Genomic DNA, 15,670 nt, shown 5'->3' on the forward strand with positions numbered 1-15,670 from the left:
GCCGGCTACTCCTGCGGCCGGCCGGGTTCGAAATAACGTCCGGGAAAGTCGATGCCCATGGCGCGCAGGTCTTCCAGGAAACGCGGCCGAATGCCGGTCGCCTCGTAGTAGCCAAGGATCTTGCCATCGGCCTCCATGCCGGTGCGCACGAAGCGGAAGATCTCCTGCATCTGGATGACATCGCCTTCCATGCCGGTCACCTCGGCGACGCTCGTCACCTTGCGCTTGCCGTCGGAAAGTCGGGTCAGCTGGACGATGATGTCGATGGCGCTGGCGATCTGGCTGCGGATCGACTGCACCGTCATCGGCATGCCGGTCATACCCAGCATCTGCTCGAGGCGCGAAATGCAGTCGCGCGGCGTATTGGCGTGGATGGTCGCCATCGAGCCTTCGTGGCCGGTGTTCATGGCCTGCAGCATGTCGAAGGCTTCCTCGCCGCGGCACTCGCCGAGGATGACGCGGTCGGGACGCATGCGCAGCGCGTTCTTGACTAGGTCGCGCTGTTTGAGCTCGCCATGGCCTTCGATGTTGGCGGGACGCGTCTCCATGCGTGCGACATGCGGCTGCTGCAATTGAAGTTCCGCCGCGTCCTCGATGGTGATCAGTCGCTCGTCTTCGGGAATGAACGCCGACAGCGCGTTGAGCATCGTCGTCTTGCCTGTGCCGGTGCCGCCCGAAATGATCGTCGTCTTGCGGGCGTGGACGGCCGCGGCCAGCACTTCGGCCATGTTCTGTGTGATGGCGCCGAATTCGACGAGCCTGTGCAGGCCAAGCTTGTTCTTGGAGAACTTGCGGATCGACACCAGCGGGCCGTCGACGGCCACCGGGCGGATGGCTGCGTTGAACCGCGAGCCGTCCAGCATGCGAGCGTCGACCATCGGTTGCGATTCATCGACGCGGCGGCCGACGGCGGCCACGATCTTGTTGACGATTCTGAGCAGATGCGCCTCGTCCTTGAACGGGATATGGACCTGCTGCAGCTTGCCCTTCTTTTCGACGAAGCAGTTCTGATGGCCGTTGATCAGGATATCGTTGATATCGGGATCCTTGAGCAGCGGCTCGAGCGGGCCGAGGCCGACCATCTCGTCGACGATGTCGTCAACCAGCGCGTCGAGTTCGGCGGTGTTGATCGCCATCCGCTCCTGGCGGGTCTTTTCCGATACGAAATCATGCACTTGCCGGCGCATCTCCTCCTTGGGCAAGCGCTCCAGCGCGACGAGATTGATCTCCTCGAGCAGCATCCGGTGGATGCGCACGCGGGCATCGAGCACCTTGTTGGCATTCTTTGCCGGCGCCGCCTCCGCCTTCGCCGGCAAAGCCTTCCGGCTGGTCGGGATGACGACTGCATGATGCGCGACCGGCGTCGATTCAGCCGGGCGCGGACGCGCGTCACGATTCTGCAGGGTGGAAAAACGGCTGGTCATCCAGCTTTCCTTTTCAAGAGGCCCCTGCCGAAGCCGAACAGCGACTTCGACTTGCCCGCGGTTGCCACCGCCTCTTCCGGAAGGATGATCTTCTTCAGGTCGTTGACGACATTGGCATTGGGATCGATCTCGTGCAGCGGCACGCCGCGGTCGACCGCCTCGCGCACCAGCCGGTAGTTGTTGGCGATCCCGCCGACAAAATGCTCGCCAAGGATTTCCTGGACGTCCGCCTGCTTGATGCCGTTGTCGAACATCTTCTGCTCGAAACGGTTGACGATCACGTTCGGCTTCACTTCCTTGCCGGCGGTCTCGTAGACGGCCTGGATCAGCCGCTGCGTATGGCGCAGGCACGGCACCGTCATTTCGGCAACGATGTAAAGCTTGTTGGAACCGAGCAGTACCGTTTCCGTCCACGGAAACCAGGTGCGCGGCATGTCGATGACGACATTGTCGAAATAGGCCGAAACGAGGTCCAGCATGCGCACCACGACATCGGTCTTGAATGAGCGCATTTCGGCCGGATGCGTCGGCGCCGCCAGCACACACAGTCCGCTGGCGTGCTTGGACAGCATCACATCGAGCAGTTGCCGGTCGAGGCGCTCAGGCTGGTTCTCGATTTCGGTGATGTCGAAACGCGGCTCGAGATCGAGATATTCGGCGCAGGCACCTTGCTGGAAATTGAGGTCGACCACGCAGGTCGAGGCGCCGCGCGTCACCGAATGATGCAGCTGGAACGCGGTCTGCAGTGCCAGTGTCGTGGTGCCGACGCCGCCGGCGGCGGGCATGAAGGTATAGATCTGCGACTCGGTGTTTTCCTCGCGCCCGGGCCCCTGCAGAGCCCGCACGACCGAACGCACCAGATCGGCCGTGGTGATTGGCTTGACCAGGAAATCGGCGACCTTGAGCTGCACCAGGATGCGCACGGCCGCGGCGTTGAACTCCTGGGTGACCACGACCACCGGTGCCTTGCCCTCGAGCCGGCGCATGACGCGCTGCAGGGACTCGATCTCCTCGAGTTTCGCTGCATCCATGTCAACGATGACGACGCCGAACTCGGCCTCCTGGACCTCGCCGCGCAGCTCGGTAACGTTCTTCTCCACCGTCATGAGCTGGATGATCTCGGAGGCGGCAAAGGCCGTCTTCGTGTCCTGCGCGAAGGCCCGGTCTGTCGAGACGAGCAGGATTTTCTTGGTGCTGTTTGCCATTCTCGCCGCCTGTGAGATCGATCGCCGTCTGGATCAGTTGTCGGTGGTCGTTTGCGCTGCCTTGGCACCGGCCGCCTGATCGGGCGTGACGGGTCCGGCACTGCCACGCTTGGCAGGCACGAGAAGTCTCGTGTTCTGGACGCCGTACTTCCACGGGTCGACCATCTGCATGACGGTGTTGGCGGCCTGCGCCTCGCCGGCGCCGGACGTCACCCCTTCGCTGCGCACGTAGTCGTCGCTGGTGCAGCCGCTTGCCAGGCCGGCAAGAAGCAGGCCGATGCACGATCTCAGGATCAGACGCATGGCTCAGTCCTTCGGCAGGTCGAGGAAATGACCGACTTTGGTGGCAGGAGCGGCCCGTGCGGCACTGCCGTCGGCCAGCGCCAGCGCGCGGCCCGTATCCGGCGCCTTCACCTCCTCGGTGTTGTTGAGGAAATAGTCGACATTGCTGGCTGGCTGCGTGCCATCGGTCGGCTCAGCCATTTTCTTCGACGGATCGACCGGCTTGACCAGATAGGGCGTGACGATGATGACCAGGTCGGTCTCGCGCCGCTGATAGGATTTCGACGAAAACAGCGCTCCAAGCACCGGCATCTTGCCAAGGCCGGGAATGCGAGACGTGGTAATGTCGTTCTGGGACTGCAAAAGCCCGGCGATCATGAAGCTCTGGCCGTTCTTCAGGTCGACCGAGGTCTTGGCGCGGCGCACGATGAAGCCGGGCACGGAAATGTTGCCGATATTGTAGGACGCCGACGCATCGATCGAGGAGACTTCCGGCGCGATGTCGAGGCTGACCAACCCGTCCTTGAGTACGGTCGGCTTGAAATCCAGGCTAACGCCATATTTCTTGTAGCTGACCGAAATCTTGCCGTTGTCCTCCGAAACCGGGATCGGAAATTCGCCGCCGGCCAGGAAGCTCGCTGTCTCCCCTGAACGCGCGATCAGGTTCGGCTCAGCCAGCCGACGGGCAAGGCCGCGCTCTTCCAGCGCCTTAATGGCAATGTCGATCGAGACGCCGTTCGACAGCAGTCGGCCGATGATCTCGCCGGTCCCCGCCGCTGGGACCGTGCCCGGATCCAGTGAAATGTCGCGACCGCCGAAGCCGTAGGCGAAATTGGCGCTGTATTTCGCGCCCAGGTCCTGCCCTGCCTGGCGGTTGATCTCGACGAACCGGACATTGAGCTGAACCTGCTGCGACGAAGAGATATTGACCGAGTTGATCACTTCCTCATTGCCGGAAAAGCGGCTGGCGATCTTGCTTGCCTTATCCGCTGCAACCGCGTCATCCGCCTCACCCGACAGCACGACACGGCCGTTGGCCGAGCCGACCTTGATCTTGGCGTCCGGCACACTGGCACGGATAGTGTTCGCCAATTGGTCGGTGTCGAGCGTCACCTCGATGTCCACGGTGCCGACGAGCTGCTTGTTCTGGTCGAACAGCGCAATGCCGGTGGTGCCGAGATTGTTGCCCAGCACATAGAAGGATTTGTCGGTCAGCGGGTTGACGTTGGCGATCTCCGGATCACCGATGACGATCTGGTAGAAGGCCGCGCTCGTCATGATCGTCTTGGGCTTGCCCTTGGCAACCTTGATCGACGCATTCTTGGTCGACGAGACATAAACGATGTCGTTGTCCGCCTTCGCCGCTCCGGGCAAGGCAAGCACGCCGCTCGCAGCCAGGGTAAACGCCATCGCCAGGGCGCGCACCAAGCGCGACCGAGCCGTCATTCGATATAGGGTACGCATCAACATTGTCCCGTCCCGCCCGGTCCCCACCGGTCTTTACTTCTGGTCCCGCGTTGGAACCTGATATTCCTCGGCCTGCGTGCCGCGCGTCACGATGATCGTCTTGAATTTCGGCTTCTCCGGCTCCTTCGCTATGGCATCGAACAAGGAGCCGGCCACGGCCTGCGTCTTGGAAGCGACGGATCCGCCGAAGGAAGAGATGGTGGTGACGCCGTTCTTGCCATCGCCGCCTTCGCTGGCGGAGCGAAGCGACAGCGACAGCGTTCCGACGGTGCGGGCAAGCGCCACTTTCTGCGCGCCGTCGCTCGTCACCTCGAGGGTCACGGAATTGGCCACCTGCGGCGTCGTCTGGCGCTCGTCGGCGCCCTGCCCGACGCTGAGCACCTTGGCGTCGGCAACGACGATCTCCGAGGTGATGGTCGAACCGGCAGCCCCTTGCGCGTTCTTGGCGACTTCCTGGATTTCGCCGGCATCGCGCGTCAGCACGACATCGACCCGGTCGCCCGGCGTCACGAAGCCACCGACGCCGGCGATCTCGTCGGTGCGGATGGTGACCGCCCGCATTCCGGGCGTCAGCATGTTGGACAGCGTTGCGCGGCCGTTCGGTCCCGACAGCTTGGTGAGCAGCACCGGCTCGTTGATCTCGATCGGCGACAGCGCGACCCGACCGCCTTCGCCGAGCAATCCATCGATGGTGGCAAAGGCGCCCTGCGGAAGGGAATCCTGCGGCCACGGGATTTCGCTGAGCTTGGCGCGGTCGAGCTCCATGCCGTAGCGCAACGGCGCGTTCGCCACCACGATGGTCTTGAACTCGATCCTGGGCGCGGCCGGAGCGGCGATCGAGGCCGTTTTCTCCTGGGCATCGGCCTTCGCTTGGCTCTTGACCCAGAAATCCGCGGCAAAGATCGAGATCGCGCCGAAAACGGCGGCGATGCCGATCATCGTTATGGCCTTGCCCCTCACGCCGAAAACCCCTGATGCCCGTCGTTTCTTGTTATGTTGGGCTCACGCTAGGCGGCATTGTTAAAGAATCAGGAATATTGCACGGCGGCATTTGACCTATTTCCGCCCGCTTGGTTATCGAATGGTTTTAGGGTAAGAGCAGTTAAATCCCCGAACGTAACAGGAACCTCCGTCGCTTGGCGCTGAAAAGCGTGGCAGTATCGACGGGGTGATTCGCAGCTTGGACTCTATGGCAGGCATGGACGACAACAACGATCTTTTCGGCAATCTGGAAAAACAGCCGCAGCCGGTTCGCACGCCGGCGCGCCCGGCGGATCCGCTGGTACAGGCGGCCGCCAGGCGTCCAGCCGCAACCAAGGATGGCAGCGAGGGCTACAGCGCCGCCGACATCGAGGTGCTTGAGGGCCTTGAGCCGGTGCGCCGCCGGCCAGGCATGTATATTGGCGGCACCGACGACAAGGCGATGCACCATCTGTTCGCCGAGGTCATCGACAATTCGATGGACGAAGCGGTTGCCGGCCACGCCACCTTCATCGATGTCGAACTCTCCGCCGACGGCCATCTCACGGTTACCGACAATGGCCGCGGCATTCCGGTCGACATGCACCCAAAATTCAAGAAGCCGGCGCTCGAAGTCATCATGACGACGCTGCATTCGGGCGGCAAGTTCGACTCCAAGGTCTACGAAACATCCGGCGGCCTGCACGGCGTTGGCGTCTCCGTCGTCAACGCCCTGTCGGATCATCTCGAGGTCGAGGTGGCACGTGGGCGCCAGCTTTATCGCCAGCGCTTTTCGCGCGGCGTCCCGGTGACCGGACTGGAGCAGCTCGGCGAAGTCCACAACCGGCGCGGCACAAAAATCCGCTTCCACCCCGACGAGCAGATTTTCGGCAAGGGCGCCGCCTTCGAGCCGGCGCGTCTCTACCGCATGACGCGTTCGAAGGCTTACCTGTTTGGCGGCGTCGAGATCCGCTGGACCTGCGATCCCTCCCTCATCAAGGAAAAGGATCAGACACCGGCCAAGGCGGAATTCCATTTCCCAGGCGGCCTCAAGGATTATCTGAAGGCGTCGCTCGGCGATGAATTCCAGGTGACGCGCGAAATCTTCGCCGGCAAGAGCGACAAGCAAGGCGGCCATGGCTCGCTCGAATGGGCGGTGACCTGGTTCGGTGGCGACGGCTTCATCAATTCCTACTGCAACACCATCCCGACCGGTGAAGGCGGCACCCACGAAGCCGGCTTCCGAAACGTGCTGACGCGCGGCCTGCGCGCCTATGCCGACCTCGTCGGCAACAAGCGCGCCTCGATCGTCACCTCGGAAGACGTCATGATCTCGGCCGCCGGCATGCTGTCGGTGTTCATCCGCGAGCCGGAATTCGTCGGCCAGACCAAGGACAGGCTGGCGACGATCGAAGCGATACGCATCGTCGAGACCGCGATCCGCGACCCGTTCGACCATTGGCTGGCCGATAATCCGCAGGAAGCCTCGAAGCTGCTCGACTGGGTGATCGCGCGCGCCGACGAACGGGTGCGCCGCCGCCAGGAAAAGGAAGTGTCGCGCAAGAGCGCGGTGCGCAAGCTGCGCTTGCCGGGCAAGCTCGCCGACTGCACGCAGAACGCGGCGGCGGGTGCCGAACTCTTCATCGTCGAAGGCGATTCCGCCGGCGGCTCGGCCAAGCAGGCGCGCGATCGTGCCAGCCAGGCCGTCTTGCCGCTGCGCGGAAAAATCCTCAACGTCGCCAGCGCCGGCAATGACAAGCTGGCCGCCAACCAGCAGATATCGGACTTGATCCAGGCGCTCGGCTGCGGCACGCGGTCAAAATACCGTGACGAGGATTTGCGCTACGACCGCGTCATCATCATGACCGACGCCGACGTCGACGGCGCACACATCGCTTCGCTGCTGATCACCTTCTTCTACCAGGAGATGCCGGCGCTGGTGCGCGGCGGCCATCTCTATCTGGCGGTGCCGCCGCTTTACTCGATCAGGCAAGGCGGCAAGGTCGCCTATGCCCGCGACGACGCCCACAAGGACGAGCTTCTGCGCACCGAATTCACGGGGCGCGGCAAGGTCGAGCTTGGCCGCTTCAAGGGCCTGGGCGAAATGATGGCCGCGCAGCTCAAGGAAACCACCATGGATCCAAGGAAGCGCACCTTGCTCAGGGTCGATGTGAACGAAGTCGATTCCGCCACCAAGGACAGGGTCGACGAGCTGATGGGCACCAAACCCGAAGCCCGCTTCCGCTTCATCCAGGAACGCGCCGAATTCGCCGAGACGGAAGTGCTGGATATCTAGCCGCTGGCGCGTTTAGCTTGCGTTCCTGACATGGAGACCAGCATGTGACCTGGGCGCGGCTGAAAACCTATTTCGAGACGAGCCTGGCCGGGCTGACGCAACCGACACGCTCGGACTGGATTTTCGCGCTGCGCACCGTTTTGGCCGGCATGATCGCATTGCTGGCCGCTTACGCGCTGAAGCTCGACCATCCGCAATGGGCGATGATGACGGTGTTCATCGTCGCCCAGCCGGTTGCCGGTATGGTCCTGGCGAAAGGCTTCTACCGCCTGCTCGGCACGCTGGCCGGCGGTGTCGCGGCAATTGGCATCACCACGGCATTCGGCACCGGCCCCTGGATTCTGGTGACGGTGCTTGCTGTCTGGATTGGCATTTGCACCTTCGTCTCGTCGCTGCTGCGCAATCCCGAAGCCTACGGCGCGGCTCTTGCAGGCTACACCGCAATGATCATCGGCCTGCCCGCTTTCGGACAACCGCATCTGGTCGTAGACCTCGCGGTCGCGCGTTGTGCCGAGATCGTGCTCGGCATCGTCTGCGCCGGCCTGACCAGCCGACTGATCCTGCCAAAACTGGCCAGCGACGCCATCGTCTCGCGGCTGAAACGCTGCATTCTCGACCTCGCCACCTATGCCGGCGGTGCGTTTTCAGGCGGCGACCGGGCAACGCTGATCGGCCTGCACCGGAAGCTTGTCGCCGATACCCAGACGCTTGGCGAGATGCGCGCCTATGCCAGGCTCGAAGCGCCGAGCTTCGCGCCGCGCGCGCATCCGGTGCGGCGCACCATCGGACAACTGCTTTCGGCACTTTCGGCGGCGCGCGCGCTCTATTCGCATGCCGCTCCCAAAAACGCCGCCCTCATCCCGGTGCGCTCGGAACTGCAGGCCCTTGTCAGCGAACTGGCAGCCAAGCCGGGAGCGCTGGACGATACCTCATCCTGGGTGGCGCGGCTCGACGCGATCTCGATCAGGGCCAGGCAAATGCCCGACGCCTCGATCGAGCCGGGTGAGGACAGGGTCGGCACCATTACCCGCCTTACCATAGCGGCCGATTTCGCCGAGGCGCTGAAACAGGTGCTGCGTGGCCTCGATGCCTTGCGCGCGCCGGTCACGCGCCGTCCAGGTCCCGGCAGCCAGCAGCCGGCCCTGGTGGTGCATCGCGACTATCCCGGTGCTGCGCGCAACGCCATCCGCGCGGCCGTTGCCACGCTGCTGGTGGCGGCTTTCTGGCTGACGACGAAGTGGTCGGAGGCGGCCGGCACCGTCATCCTCGTTGCCGTCGTGTCGAGCCTGTTTGCCGCTCGCCCCGACCCCGTGCAAGTATCCTGGGGATTCTTCAAGGGAACGCTGCTCGCTTTGCCTTTTGCCTTTCTCGTCGGGCAGGTTGCGCTCCCTGCTCTGCCCGGCTTCGGCTGGTTCATGCTGTTCGTCGTGCCCATCATGGTGCCGGCGGCACTCGCCATGGCCAATCCGCGCCATGTCGGCGTGGCGACGGCCTTCGCCATCAACTTCCTGGCCTTCCTCAGCCCACATCAGGCGATGACCTATGATCCCGGCCCCTTCTTCGCCGGCTCGGCATCGATCCTGGTCGGCATCCTCTTGGCCATCGGCGTCTTCATCGTCGTATTGCCGGCCGATCCATGGCTCGCGGCCGACCGCATCGTGCGGGCCATGCGGGAGGATCTGGCGCGGCTTTGCCTGCATGAGCGCGTGCCGAGGCGCTCAGCCTTCGAGAGCCTCGCTTACGACCGGGTCAATCAGTTGATGCCGCTGGTGCAGAATTCCGGCAGGAAGGGCGAGGCGGTGCTGGGCGGCGGCGTCGCTTCCGTCACGGTCGGCCTGGAAATCCTGCGGCTGCGCACGGCCAGCCAAAACCATTCCCTCCCATCGGAAACGACGCTTTCAATCGCCACCTTCCTGAGGGGACTGGCGCGCGAGCTGCTTTTCCGAGCCCCTGGGGATCCGCAAACAGCGACCATTGCCGTCGCCCGGCAGTATGCGGCAGGCATCGCCCAGCGAAACGCCACCGGCGACATGCTGCAGATCGCGGCGTCCCTGCGCATCATCGCCGCGGCGATGGAAGATTTCCCGGATTTCTTCGCAAGGGAGAAAACCTAGGCAGCGGCGATCGCCAGTGCATGGCCGCGTGCGTTCTCACGCAGGGCGTCTAGGTGGATCGATTTGATCAATGCGGCAAGATCGCCTTCGGCGGATTGCCCGCCCAATTCCTTGAGCATCAGCCAACTGACTTCCTGCACGCCGGCGACGCGCTTGCCGTTGGCGACCTCGCGCCAGATCTTCAGGGCGCGCAGGATGACGGCATGCGTGGCGGCAGCCATGCCGGCACTACGGAACAGCGCCTGCAGGGCCACGTCGTGCCCGCCGGCCAGCAGCGCCCTCACCCGTGGTTCGGACTGCTGGCTAAGCGCCACCAGCGCCGAGCCGAAGAAATCGACCTTGCCGTGCGCGATGGTGCGGATCAGGAAGCTCGCGGTCAGATCGCCGCGCAGCCTGAGATGCTCGATCAGCGCCGCGTGCTCTTCTTGGCGCGTGCCCTCGATCAGCGTCACCGAGGCCTTGACGCAAGCATCGCGCATGACCCGGTCGGCACGCGCGGCTCCCATCAATGCCATGACCAGCGGCGATGTCTTCAATGTCTCGCCGAGCTTGACGAGCAGCATATGCCGGCAATCGGCAGGCAGCCTGATATCCGATATCAGCGCCTCGCGCACCAGAGGCAGATGCCCGTGGCGTTGCGCCATGCGCCTGAAGCTGAGTGACGCGATGTCGGCGCCGCTATTGGCCAAAAGCACGGCGCAGGCCTCCGCCTCGCCGACCTCGGCGATGGCCGCCGAAAGCGCCATCGAGACGGAAGGCCGGTCGGCGATCAGCTTCTGCGTTGCCTTCTGGCTCGCCGCCACGCGGTTGATCAGGTCGGCGTCGGTGAGCAGCGGCGAGCGCGCCAGCACGACCCCGGCGACCTCCGGCTGGTCGGCGGCAAGCGCACTGATGATCTGCAACGGTGCGTGATGGCTCATCGAGAACGCTTCCGCCATCGCCAGCCGCACTTTCGACGAGGCGTCGTCGAGCAGCAGCGTCAGCGCGGCCTCGGCGGCGCAGCGATCCTCGAACGGCAATTCGCAATTGACATAGGCTCGGGCCAGCGCATGAGCGGCGGCGGCGCGCTCCGAAACCCTGGCCGTGTAGATCCATTTCAGGAAATGCGAAACAACCACCATGCCCGTCTGCTTACGCCCCATGCCGGAAGGTTTCCGGCCCCGTGAGAAGGGTAGGCAGAAATGGTTTACGAACGGTTCACCATGTTCATTAACTGGCTTGCGAGCGCCTGAAGCAGCGCCTATCAACCGTCAGACAGCGCAGGAGGCGGAAGATGGCTGGGCTATATCTGGAGGAGTTTGTCGTCGGCCATGTCTTCCAGCACACGCTGCGCAAGACTGTGACCGAGAGCGACAACATGCTGTTTTCGGTGATGACGCTGAACCCGCAGCCGCTGCATATCGACTTCGACTTCGCCGCCAGGAGCGAATGGGGCAAGCCGCTGGTCAACTCGCTGTTCACGCTCGGCCTGATGATCGGCATTTCGGTCAACGACATCACCGTCGGCACGACGGTCGCCAATCTGGGCATGAAGGAAACCGTGTTTCCTCACCCGGTCTTCCACGGCGACACCATCCGCGTCGAAACATCTGTCGTCTCGGTGCGCGAATCCAGGTCGAAGCCCGATCGCGGCATTGTCGAATTCGAGCACCGCGCCTACAACCAGCATGGCGATCTGGTCGCGAAATGCATCAGGCAAGCGATGATGCTGAAGAAGGCAGACTGATGCGCTCGCTGCTGTTCGTTCCAGGCGATTCCGAACGGAAGCTGGAGAAGGGATTTGGCGCCGGCGCCGACGTGGTCATCGTCGATCTCGAGGACTCCGTGGCGCCGCAGAACAAGGCGCGGGCGCGCGAGATCGCGGCGCGCTTTATCCTCGAACGCAGGGGGCAAACCAACTCGGCGCTTTATATCAGGGTCAACGACCTCTCGACCGGAATGACGGACGATGATCTTGCCAAGCTCGTTCCGGCAAGGCCGGACGGCATCATGCTGCCTAAATCGAACAGCGGCCAGGATGTGCAGCAGCTCGCGGCCAAGCTCAGGGTTTGGGAAGCCGAAAACGGCCTGCCCGACGGGTCGATAAAAATCCTGCCGATCATCACCGAAACTCCGGCGGGCGTGCTCGCAGCCGCCACCTATGCAGGGACAAGCGCACGGCTCGCCGGTCTCACCTGGGGTGCGGAAGATCTGTCGGCGGCGATCGGCGCACGCTCTGCCCGCGACGAGCACGGCCGCTACACCGATCTCTTCCGTCACGCCCGCCTGACGACCATTCTCGCGGCCGGAGCCGCGGAAGTCGCCGCGATCGACACCGTATTTCCCGGCTTTCGCGACATGGCGGCCTTCGCCGCGGAATGTGCCGACGCCGAGCGTGACGGTTTCACCGGCAAAATGGCGATCCACCCCGATCAGGTGCCCGTCATCAACACCGCCTTCACGCCCTCTGCCGAGGCGGTGAGACAATCGGCGGCTATCGTGGCGGCCTTCGATGCGGCCGGAAATCCGGGCGTCGTCGGCATCGACGGCAAGATGTTCGACCGTCCGCATCTGCGGCTGGCCGAACGCCTTCTGGCCCGCGCGAAAGCGGCCGGGATATCCGCCTGACGGCTACTCCTTGCCCCAGCGTGGCCGCCGCATCGAAAAGACCTCGTCGACGCTGGCGTAATCCATGTAACCGAGACGCGCGACATTGCCGGCCTTGGTGATGTCGAACAGGCCGTCTTTCAGGAAAGCATCGTCGATGTGAACGCCGATCACCTCACCGGCGACGACAAAGGCACTCGTCGGTGATCCGTCCAGCGCCTTCGGGCGAAACACTTCCGTCACCCGGCATTCGAGCGCCGCTGGTGCAGCCGCCACGCGCGGCGGCTTGACGAGACGCGAGGGCGCCATGGCGAGATCGGCATAGATGAACTCGTTGACGCCACGCGGTGCGTCGACGGATGTGTAGTTCATCTTGTCCGCAAGATCGCGGCTGACCAGATTGGCGACGAACTCGCCGGTTTCCTGGGCAAACGAGGCGCTGTCCTTCTCACCCTCCGAGGAAAACCAGACAATGAAAGGTCGCGTCGAAAAGGCGTTGAAGAAGGAGTATGGCGCCAGATTGAACTCGCCGGCCTGGTTCAGCGTCGATATCCAGCCGATCGGGCGCGGCGCGACGATCGCCTTCGAAGGATCGTGCGGCAGGCCATGCCCCTTGGACGGCTCGTAGAACATTCAGCCCGCCCAAGGTCCGGCGTAATCGGTGTAGAGCTTGGCCGGATCGGGCCGTGGCCGCTCCGGCGCCGGACCGGCGTAGGAGCCGATATGGACGAAACCGACGACGCGCTCCTGCGGCGCCAGTCCGAGAATCGCCCTGCCCTCCGGCACGTCGGAATACCAGTTGCTGATCATGTTCGTGCCGTAGCCCAGCGCAGTGGCCGCGATCATCAGGTTCATCGCCGCCATGCCTCCGGACAGGAACATCTCCCATTGCGGGATTTTTGGGTTCTCCCTCGGAATGGATACGACACCGATCACCAGCGGCGCGCGCGAGAACCGCGCCAGTTCCTGGTTGCGACGGCCTTCCGGCAACGGCCCCTCGCGCTGTTCGGCCAAGGCCGCTAGTTTTTTGCCGATCTCGATGCGGGCTTCGCCGCGATAAAGGATGAAGCGCCAGGGTTCGAGCCGTCCATGGTCGGGCACGCGTGTGGCGGCGGTGATCATCGTGGCGATATCGGCGTCGCTGGGCGCCGGTTCCCTGAGGTCGGGTATCGGCGCTGAATTTCGGGTCAATAGAAAGTCGATGATCGGCGACGCCATGGGCGCAAGTCTCCTGAAACACTCTGTTTTGAGCTGAAGCGCACCATCGGGAATTCGGGCGGCTCGGGCAAAGGCGCGCAAACGCCGGGCTGAAGAGTCCCGGATCGGACTCTTAAGCCTTGAAATTGCCACCGCCATGGGCTTCAACGCAAGGCATGTTTGAGGGGCGACTGCGTCTTTTCCTGGTTCGGCTCTGCGCCGCGCTGTTCCTGCTGCCGGTCTCCATGGCTGTCGCGCAGGAAAAGGACGGCGTCGGCGACCTGAAACTTCCCGGAATTTCGAGCTATGCAACGCCGAAGAGCGAGACCCCGCTGGCGCTTGGCGGCGGTGGCGCCATCACGCTCTCGGCCCAGTTGACCGACAAGGGCACCGACATCACCCGTGGACTCGTCTGGCGTGTCTTCAAGCCCGAAGCGGTGAACGGCAAATTGCCGATGGTCGCCTCCTCCCATGGCGGCAGCGCCGTCTTCCAGCTCGAGCCCGGCAGTTACCTGGTCCACGCTTCCTATGGCCGCGCCGGCGCCACCAAGCGCATCACCGTCGGCAAGGAAGCCAAGCGAGAAAGCCTCGTGCTCGATGCCGGCGGCCTGAAGCTGGACGCGGTTCTGTCCGGCGGCGTGCGCATACCGCCGAAGAAACTGCGCTTTTCGATCTATGAGGGCACCGCCGAGGCCAATGGCGACCGCGCGCTGATCATTCCCGATGTCGAACCCAACAGCGTCGTGCGGCTCAATGCCGGCATCTATCATGTCGTCTCGACTTACGGCGCGGTCAACGCCGTCATCCGATCCGACATCCGCGTCGAGGCGGGCAAGCTGACGGAAGCCACCGTCGAGCATCACGCCGCTGAAATCACCATGAAGCTGGTACGCGAGACGGGCGGCGAAGCGATTGCCGACACCTCGTGGTCGCTGCTCAACGAATCCGGCGATCCGATCAAGGAAACCGTCGGCGCCTTCGCCTCGATGGTGCTGGCCGAAGGCGACTACACCATCATCGCCAAGAACCGCGACCGCATCTACCAGAAGGATTTCACGGTCGTTGGCGGGCAGAACCAGGAAATCGAGGTTCTCGCCACCGAAGCAGCGGCGATGGATCCCGAGGAAGGCGCCGATTAGCCTTCAGGCGGCGAGCTTGGTTCGCGCCGGGAGGAACGGAATGCGACGGCGCGGCAGGCTCGGCGCCAGATCGAATACACCGCGATAGAGACGGTCGAGCAACGTTTTGCGATCGCGCAGCGGCTCCAGTTCGCTCCAGCTCAGCACGTTGCCGACGCGCACGTCGATCGCCCTGCCGGACAGCCGCGCGAATTCACGAATGAGCAGCGAGGTGCGCAAGGTCAGCGAGGCCTTGCCGACGAATTTGGCCACCCGCCCCTCGCGCTCGGCCATGTTCATCGGCCCGCTGACCAGATGGAAAAGCCTGCCGTTCTGGCCGGAGAAATGCATGGGGATGACCGATGCCTTGGCCTCTTGGACGAGACGGGCCGGAAACATCTTCCACGGCAGGTCGCGCGCGCGGCCAAAACCCTTGGGCGCAGTGGCGACACCGCCGGCCGGAAACACCACAATGGTGACACCTTCCCTGAGCAGCCGGACCGCCTCATGGCGCACCGCCATGTTGTTCTTCACCGCGTCCTTGGTCTCGGAAAAGTCGATCGGCAGCGAATAGGGCTCCATCTCGCGGATCCTGAGCAGGTCCTTGTGGATCATCACCCGGAAAGGCCGGCCGAGTTGCTCTGCCAGCGATAGCACGGCAATGCCGTCGCCGATGCCGAAGGGATGGTTGGCGACGATCACCAGTGGCGTGTCGGGCAATTGCGCGGGCGGCCATTGGTCGGGAATTCGCACGCCCACGTCGATGAGGTCCAGCATGCGGCTGAACACACGCTCGCCCGTCGGCACCACCTGGCGGCGCCAGAAATCATAAAGCGCGGCAAAGCGATCGCGGCCCGACAGGCCTTCGACCGAATGGATGAACCAGCGCGCCAGCGCCGGCTGGTGCGGATTGGCGTAGGAAAGCTCTGGGAACGGTCGTTCGCGCGATTTCAGCTTGAGCATAGGGGCTCGTTACAACGTTGCCGTGACAGGGATATGAAAATGGCGGTGGATCGCTCCA

General features: G+C 63.7%; 14 protein-coding genes. 5 read left to right on the forward strand and 9 right to left on the reverse strand.

Annotation, left to right across the window (positions count from 1 at the left end; genetic code table 11):
- Window positions 1-5 precede the first annotated feature (5 nt).
- From LB554_RS12760 to cpaB, 5 genes are read right to left on the reverse strand one after another with little or no spacing between them, the layout of a single operon-like run.
- Window positions 6-1,424 (reverse strand): CpaF family protein, encoded by a 1,419-nt coding sequence (locus LB554_RS12760; protein WP_140661161.1) that lies wholly within the window; start codon window positions 1,422-1,424, stop codon window positions 6-8.
- A complete protein-coding gene (locus LB554_RS12765; RefSeq protein ID WP_224584853.1) occupies window positions 1,421-2,629 on the reverse strand; it encodes a CpaE family protein in 1,209 nt (402 codons plus the stop codon). Before LB554_RS12765 ends, LB554_RS12760 begins: the two co-directional genes overlap by 4 nt.
- Before the next feature lie 33 nt (window positions 2,630-2,662).
- Window positions 2,663-2,932 (reverse strand): hypothetical protein, encoded by a 270-nt coding sequence (locus LB554_RS12770; RefSeq protein WP_015317594.1) that lies wholly within the window; start codon window positions 2,930-2,932, stop codon window positions 2,663-2,665.
- A 3-nt stretch (window positions 2,933-2,935) separates the two neighbouring features.
- Window positions 2,936-4,381 (reverse strand): type II and III secretion system protein family protein, encoded by a 1,446-nt coding sequence (locus LB554_RS12775; RefSeq protein WP_140723620.1) that lies wholly within the window; start codon window positions 4,379-4,381, stop codon window positions 2,936-2,938.
- A 30-nt stretch (window positions 4,382-4,411) separates the two neighbouring features.
- Entirely contained in the window at window positions 4,412-5,338 is a 927-nt protein-coding gene (cpaB, locus tag LB554_RS12780) for a Flp pilus assembly protein CpaB (protein WP_318013204.1), read from the reverse strand.
- Window positions 5,339-5,576: 238 nt separating this feature from the next.
- On the opposite strand from cpaB, the gene parE reads away from it, so the two are divergent.
- Both parE and LB554_RS12790 read left to right on the forward strand, forming a co-directional pair.
- Window positions 5,577-7,634, forward strand: a complete 2,058-nt coding sequence (gene parE / locus LB554_RS12785; RefSeq protein ID WP_140616147.1) for a DNA topoisomerase IV subunit B — start codon at window positions 5,577-5,579, stop codon at window positions 7,632-7,634.
- A gap of 44 nt (window positions 7,635-7,678) precedes the next feature.
- A complete protein-coding gene (locus LB554_RS12790; RefSeq protein WP_224584855.1) occupies window positions 7,679-9,748 on the forward strand; it encodes an FUSC family protein in 2,070 nt (689 codons plus the stop codon).
- Here the strand turns inward: LB554_RS12790 and LB554_RS12795 are convergent.
- Complete coding sequence (locus LB554_RS12795; RefSeq protein ID WP_140616143.1) at window positions 9,745-10,869, reverse strand: DUF2336 domain-containing protein; 1,125 nt, start codon at window positions 10,867-10,869, stop codon at window positions 9,745-9,747. The genes LB554_RS12790 and LB554_RS12795 overlap by 4 nt on opposite strands.
- 152 nt (window positions 10,870-11,021) lie before the next feature.
- Here LB554_RS12795 and LB554_RS12800 point away from each other — a divergent pair, with 152 nt between their 5' ends.
- A complete protein-coding gene (locus LB554_RS12800) occupies window positions 11,022-11,474 on the forward strand; it encodes a MaoC family dehydratase (protein ID WP_140791008.1) in 453 nt (150 codons plus the stop codon).
- Entirely contained in the window at window positions 11,474-12,355 is an 882-nt protein-coding gene (locus tag LB554_RS12805; RefSeq protein WP_140821881.1) for an HpcH/HpaI aldolase/citrate lyase family protein, read from the forward strand. Before LB554_RS12800 ends, LB554_RS12805 begins: the two co-directional genes overlap by 1 nt.
- Window positions 12,356-12,358: 3 nt before the next feature.
- Here the strand turns inward: LB554_RS12805 and LB554_RS12810 are convergent, their stop codons facing one another.
- Together LB554_RS12810 and LB554_RS12815 are read right to left on the reverse strand one after the other, a co-directional pair.
- On the reverse strand, window positions 12,359-12,967 hold the full coding sequence (locus LB554_RS12810; protein ID WP_140821883.1) for a flavin reductase family protein: 609 nt from the start codon (window positions 12,965-12,967) through the stop codon (window positions 12,359-12,361).
- Window positions 12,968-13,552 carry a nitroreductase gene (locus LB554_RS12815; protein WP_140821885.1) on the reverse strand — a complete coding sequence of 195 codons (585 nt, stop codon included), beginning with the start codon at window positions 13,550-13,552 and terminating at the stop codon, window positions 12,968-12,970.
- Between the two features lie 155 nt (window positions 13,553-13,707).
- Here LB554_RS12815 and LB554_RS12820 point away from each other — a divergent pair, with 155 nt between their 5' ends.
- On the forward strand, window positions 13,708-14,670 hold the full coding sequence (locus tag LB554_RS12820; RefSeq protein ID WP_140616135.1) for a hypothetical protein: 963 nt from the start codon (window positions 13,708-13,710) through the stop codon (window positions 14,668-14,670).
- A gap of 3 nt (window positions 14,671-14,673) precedes the next feature.
- Here the strand turns inward: LB554_RS12820 and LB554_RS12825 are convergent, their stop codons facing one another.
- Window positions 14,674-15,612: a lysophospholipid acyltransferase family protein gene (locus LB554_RS12825; RefSeq protein WP_224584856.1), complete on the reverse strand. Its 939-nt coding sequence runs from the start codon at window positions 15,610-15,612 to the stop codon at window positions 14,674-14,676.
- Window positions 15,613-15,670 lie beyond the last annotated feature (58 nt).

This window comes from Mesorhizobium sp. CO1-1-11 (assembly GCF_020164995.1).
Taxonomy (GTDB): domain Bacteria; phylum Pseudomonadota; class Alphaproteobacteria; order Rhizobiales; family Rhizobiaceae; genus Mesorhizobium; species Mesorhizobium australicum.

Excerpts from the sequence above, each read along its gene's own strand:
- LB554_RS12760 (WP_140661161.1), bottom strand. The coding sequence starts at position 1,424 with ATGACCAGCCGTTTTTCCACCCTGCAGAATCGTGACGCGCGTCCGCGC.
- LB554_RS12765 (WP_224584853.1), bottom strand. The coding sequence starts at position 2,629 with ATGGCAAACAGCACCAAGAAAATCCTGCTCGTCTCGACAGACCGGGCC.
- LB554_RS12770 (WP_015317594.1), bottom strand. The coding sequence starts at position 2,932 with ATGCGTCTGATCCTGAGATCGTGCATCGGCCTGCTTCTTGCCGGCCTG.
- LB554_RS12775 (WP_140723620.1), bottom strand. The coding sequence starts at position 4,381 with ATGTTGATGCGTACCCTATATCGAATGACGGCTCGGTCGCGCTTGGTG.
- parE (WP_140616147.1), top strand. The coding sequence starts at position 5,577 with ATGGACGACAACAACGATCTTTTCGGCAATCTGGAAAAACAGCCGCAG.
- LB554_RS12795 (WP_140616143.1), bottom strand. The coding sequence starts at position 10,869 with ATGGTGGTTGTTTCGCATTTCCTGAAATGGATCTACACGGCCAGGGTT.
- LB554_RS12800 (WP_140791008.1), top strand. The coding sequence starts at position 11,022 with ATGGCTGGGCTATATCTGGAGGAGTTTGTCGTCGGCCATGTCTTCCAG.
- LB554_RS12805 (WP_140821881.1), top strand. The coding sequence starts at position 11,474 with ATGCGCTCGCTGCTGTTCGTTCCAGGCGATTCCGAACGGAAGCTGGAG.
- LB554_RS12810 (WP_140821883.1), bottom strand. The coding sequence starts at position 12,967 with ATGTTCTACGAGCCGTCCAAGGGGCATGGCCTGCCGCACGATCCTTCG.
- LB554_RS12815 (WP_140821885.1), bottom strand. The coding sequence starts at position 13,552 with ATGGCGTCGCCGATCATCGACTTTCTATTGACCCGAAATTCAGCGCCG.
- LB554_RS12820 (WP_140616135.1), top strand. The coding sequence starts at position 13,708 with ATGTTTGAGGGGCGACTGCGTCTTTTCCTGGTTCGGCTCTGCGCCGCG.
- LB554_RS12825 (WP_224584856.1), bottom strand. The coding sequence starts at position 15,612 with ATGCTCAAGCTGAAATCGCGCGAACGACCGTTCCCAGAGCTTTCCTAC.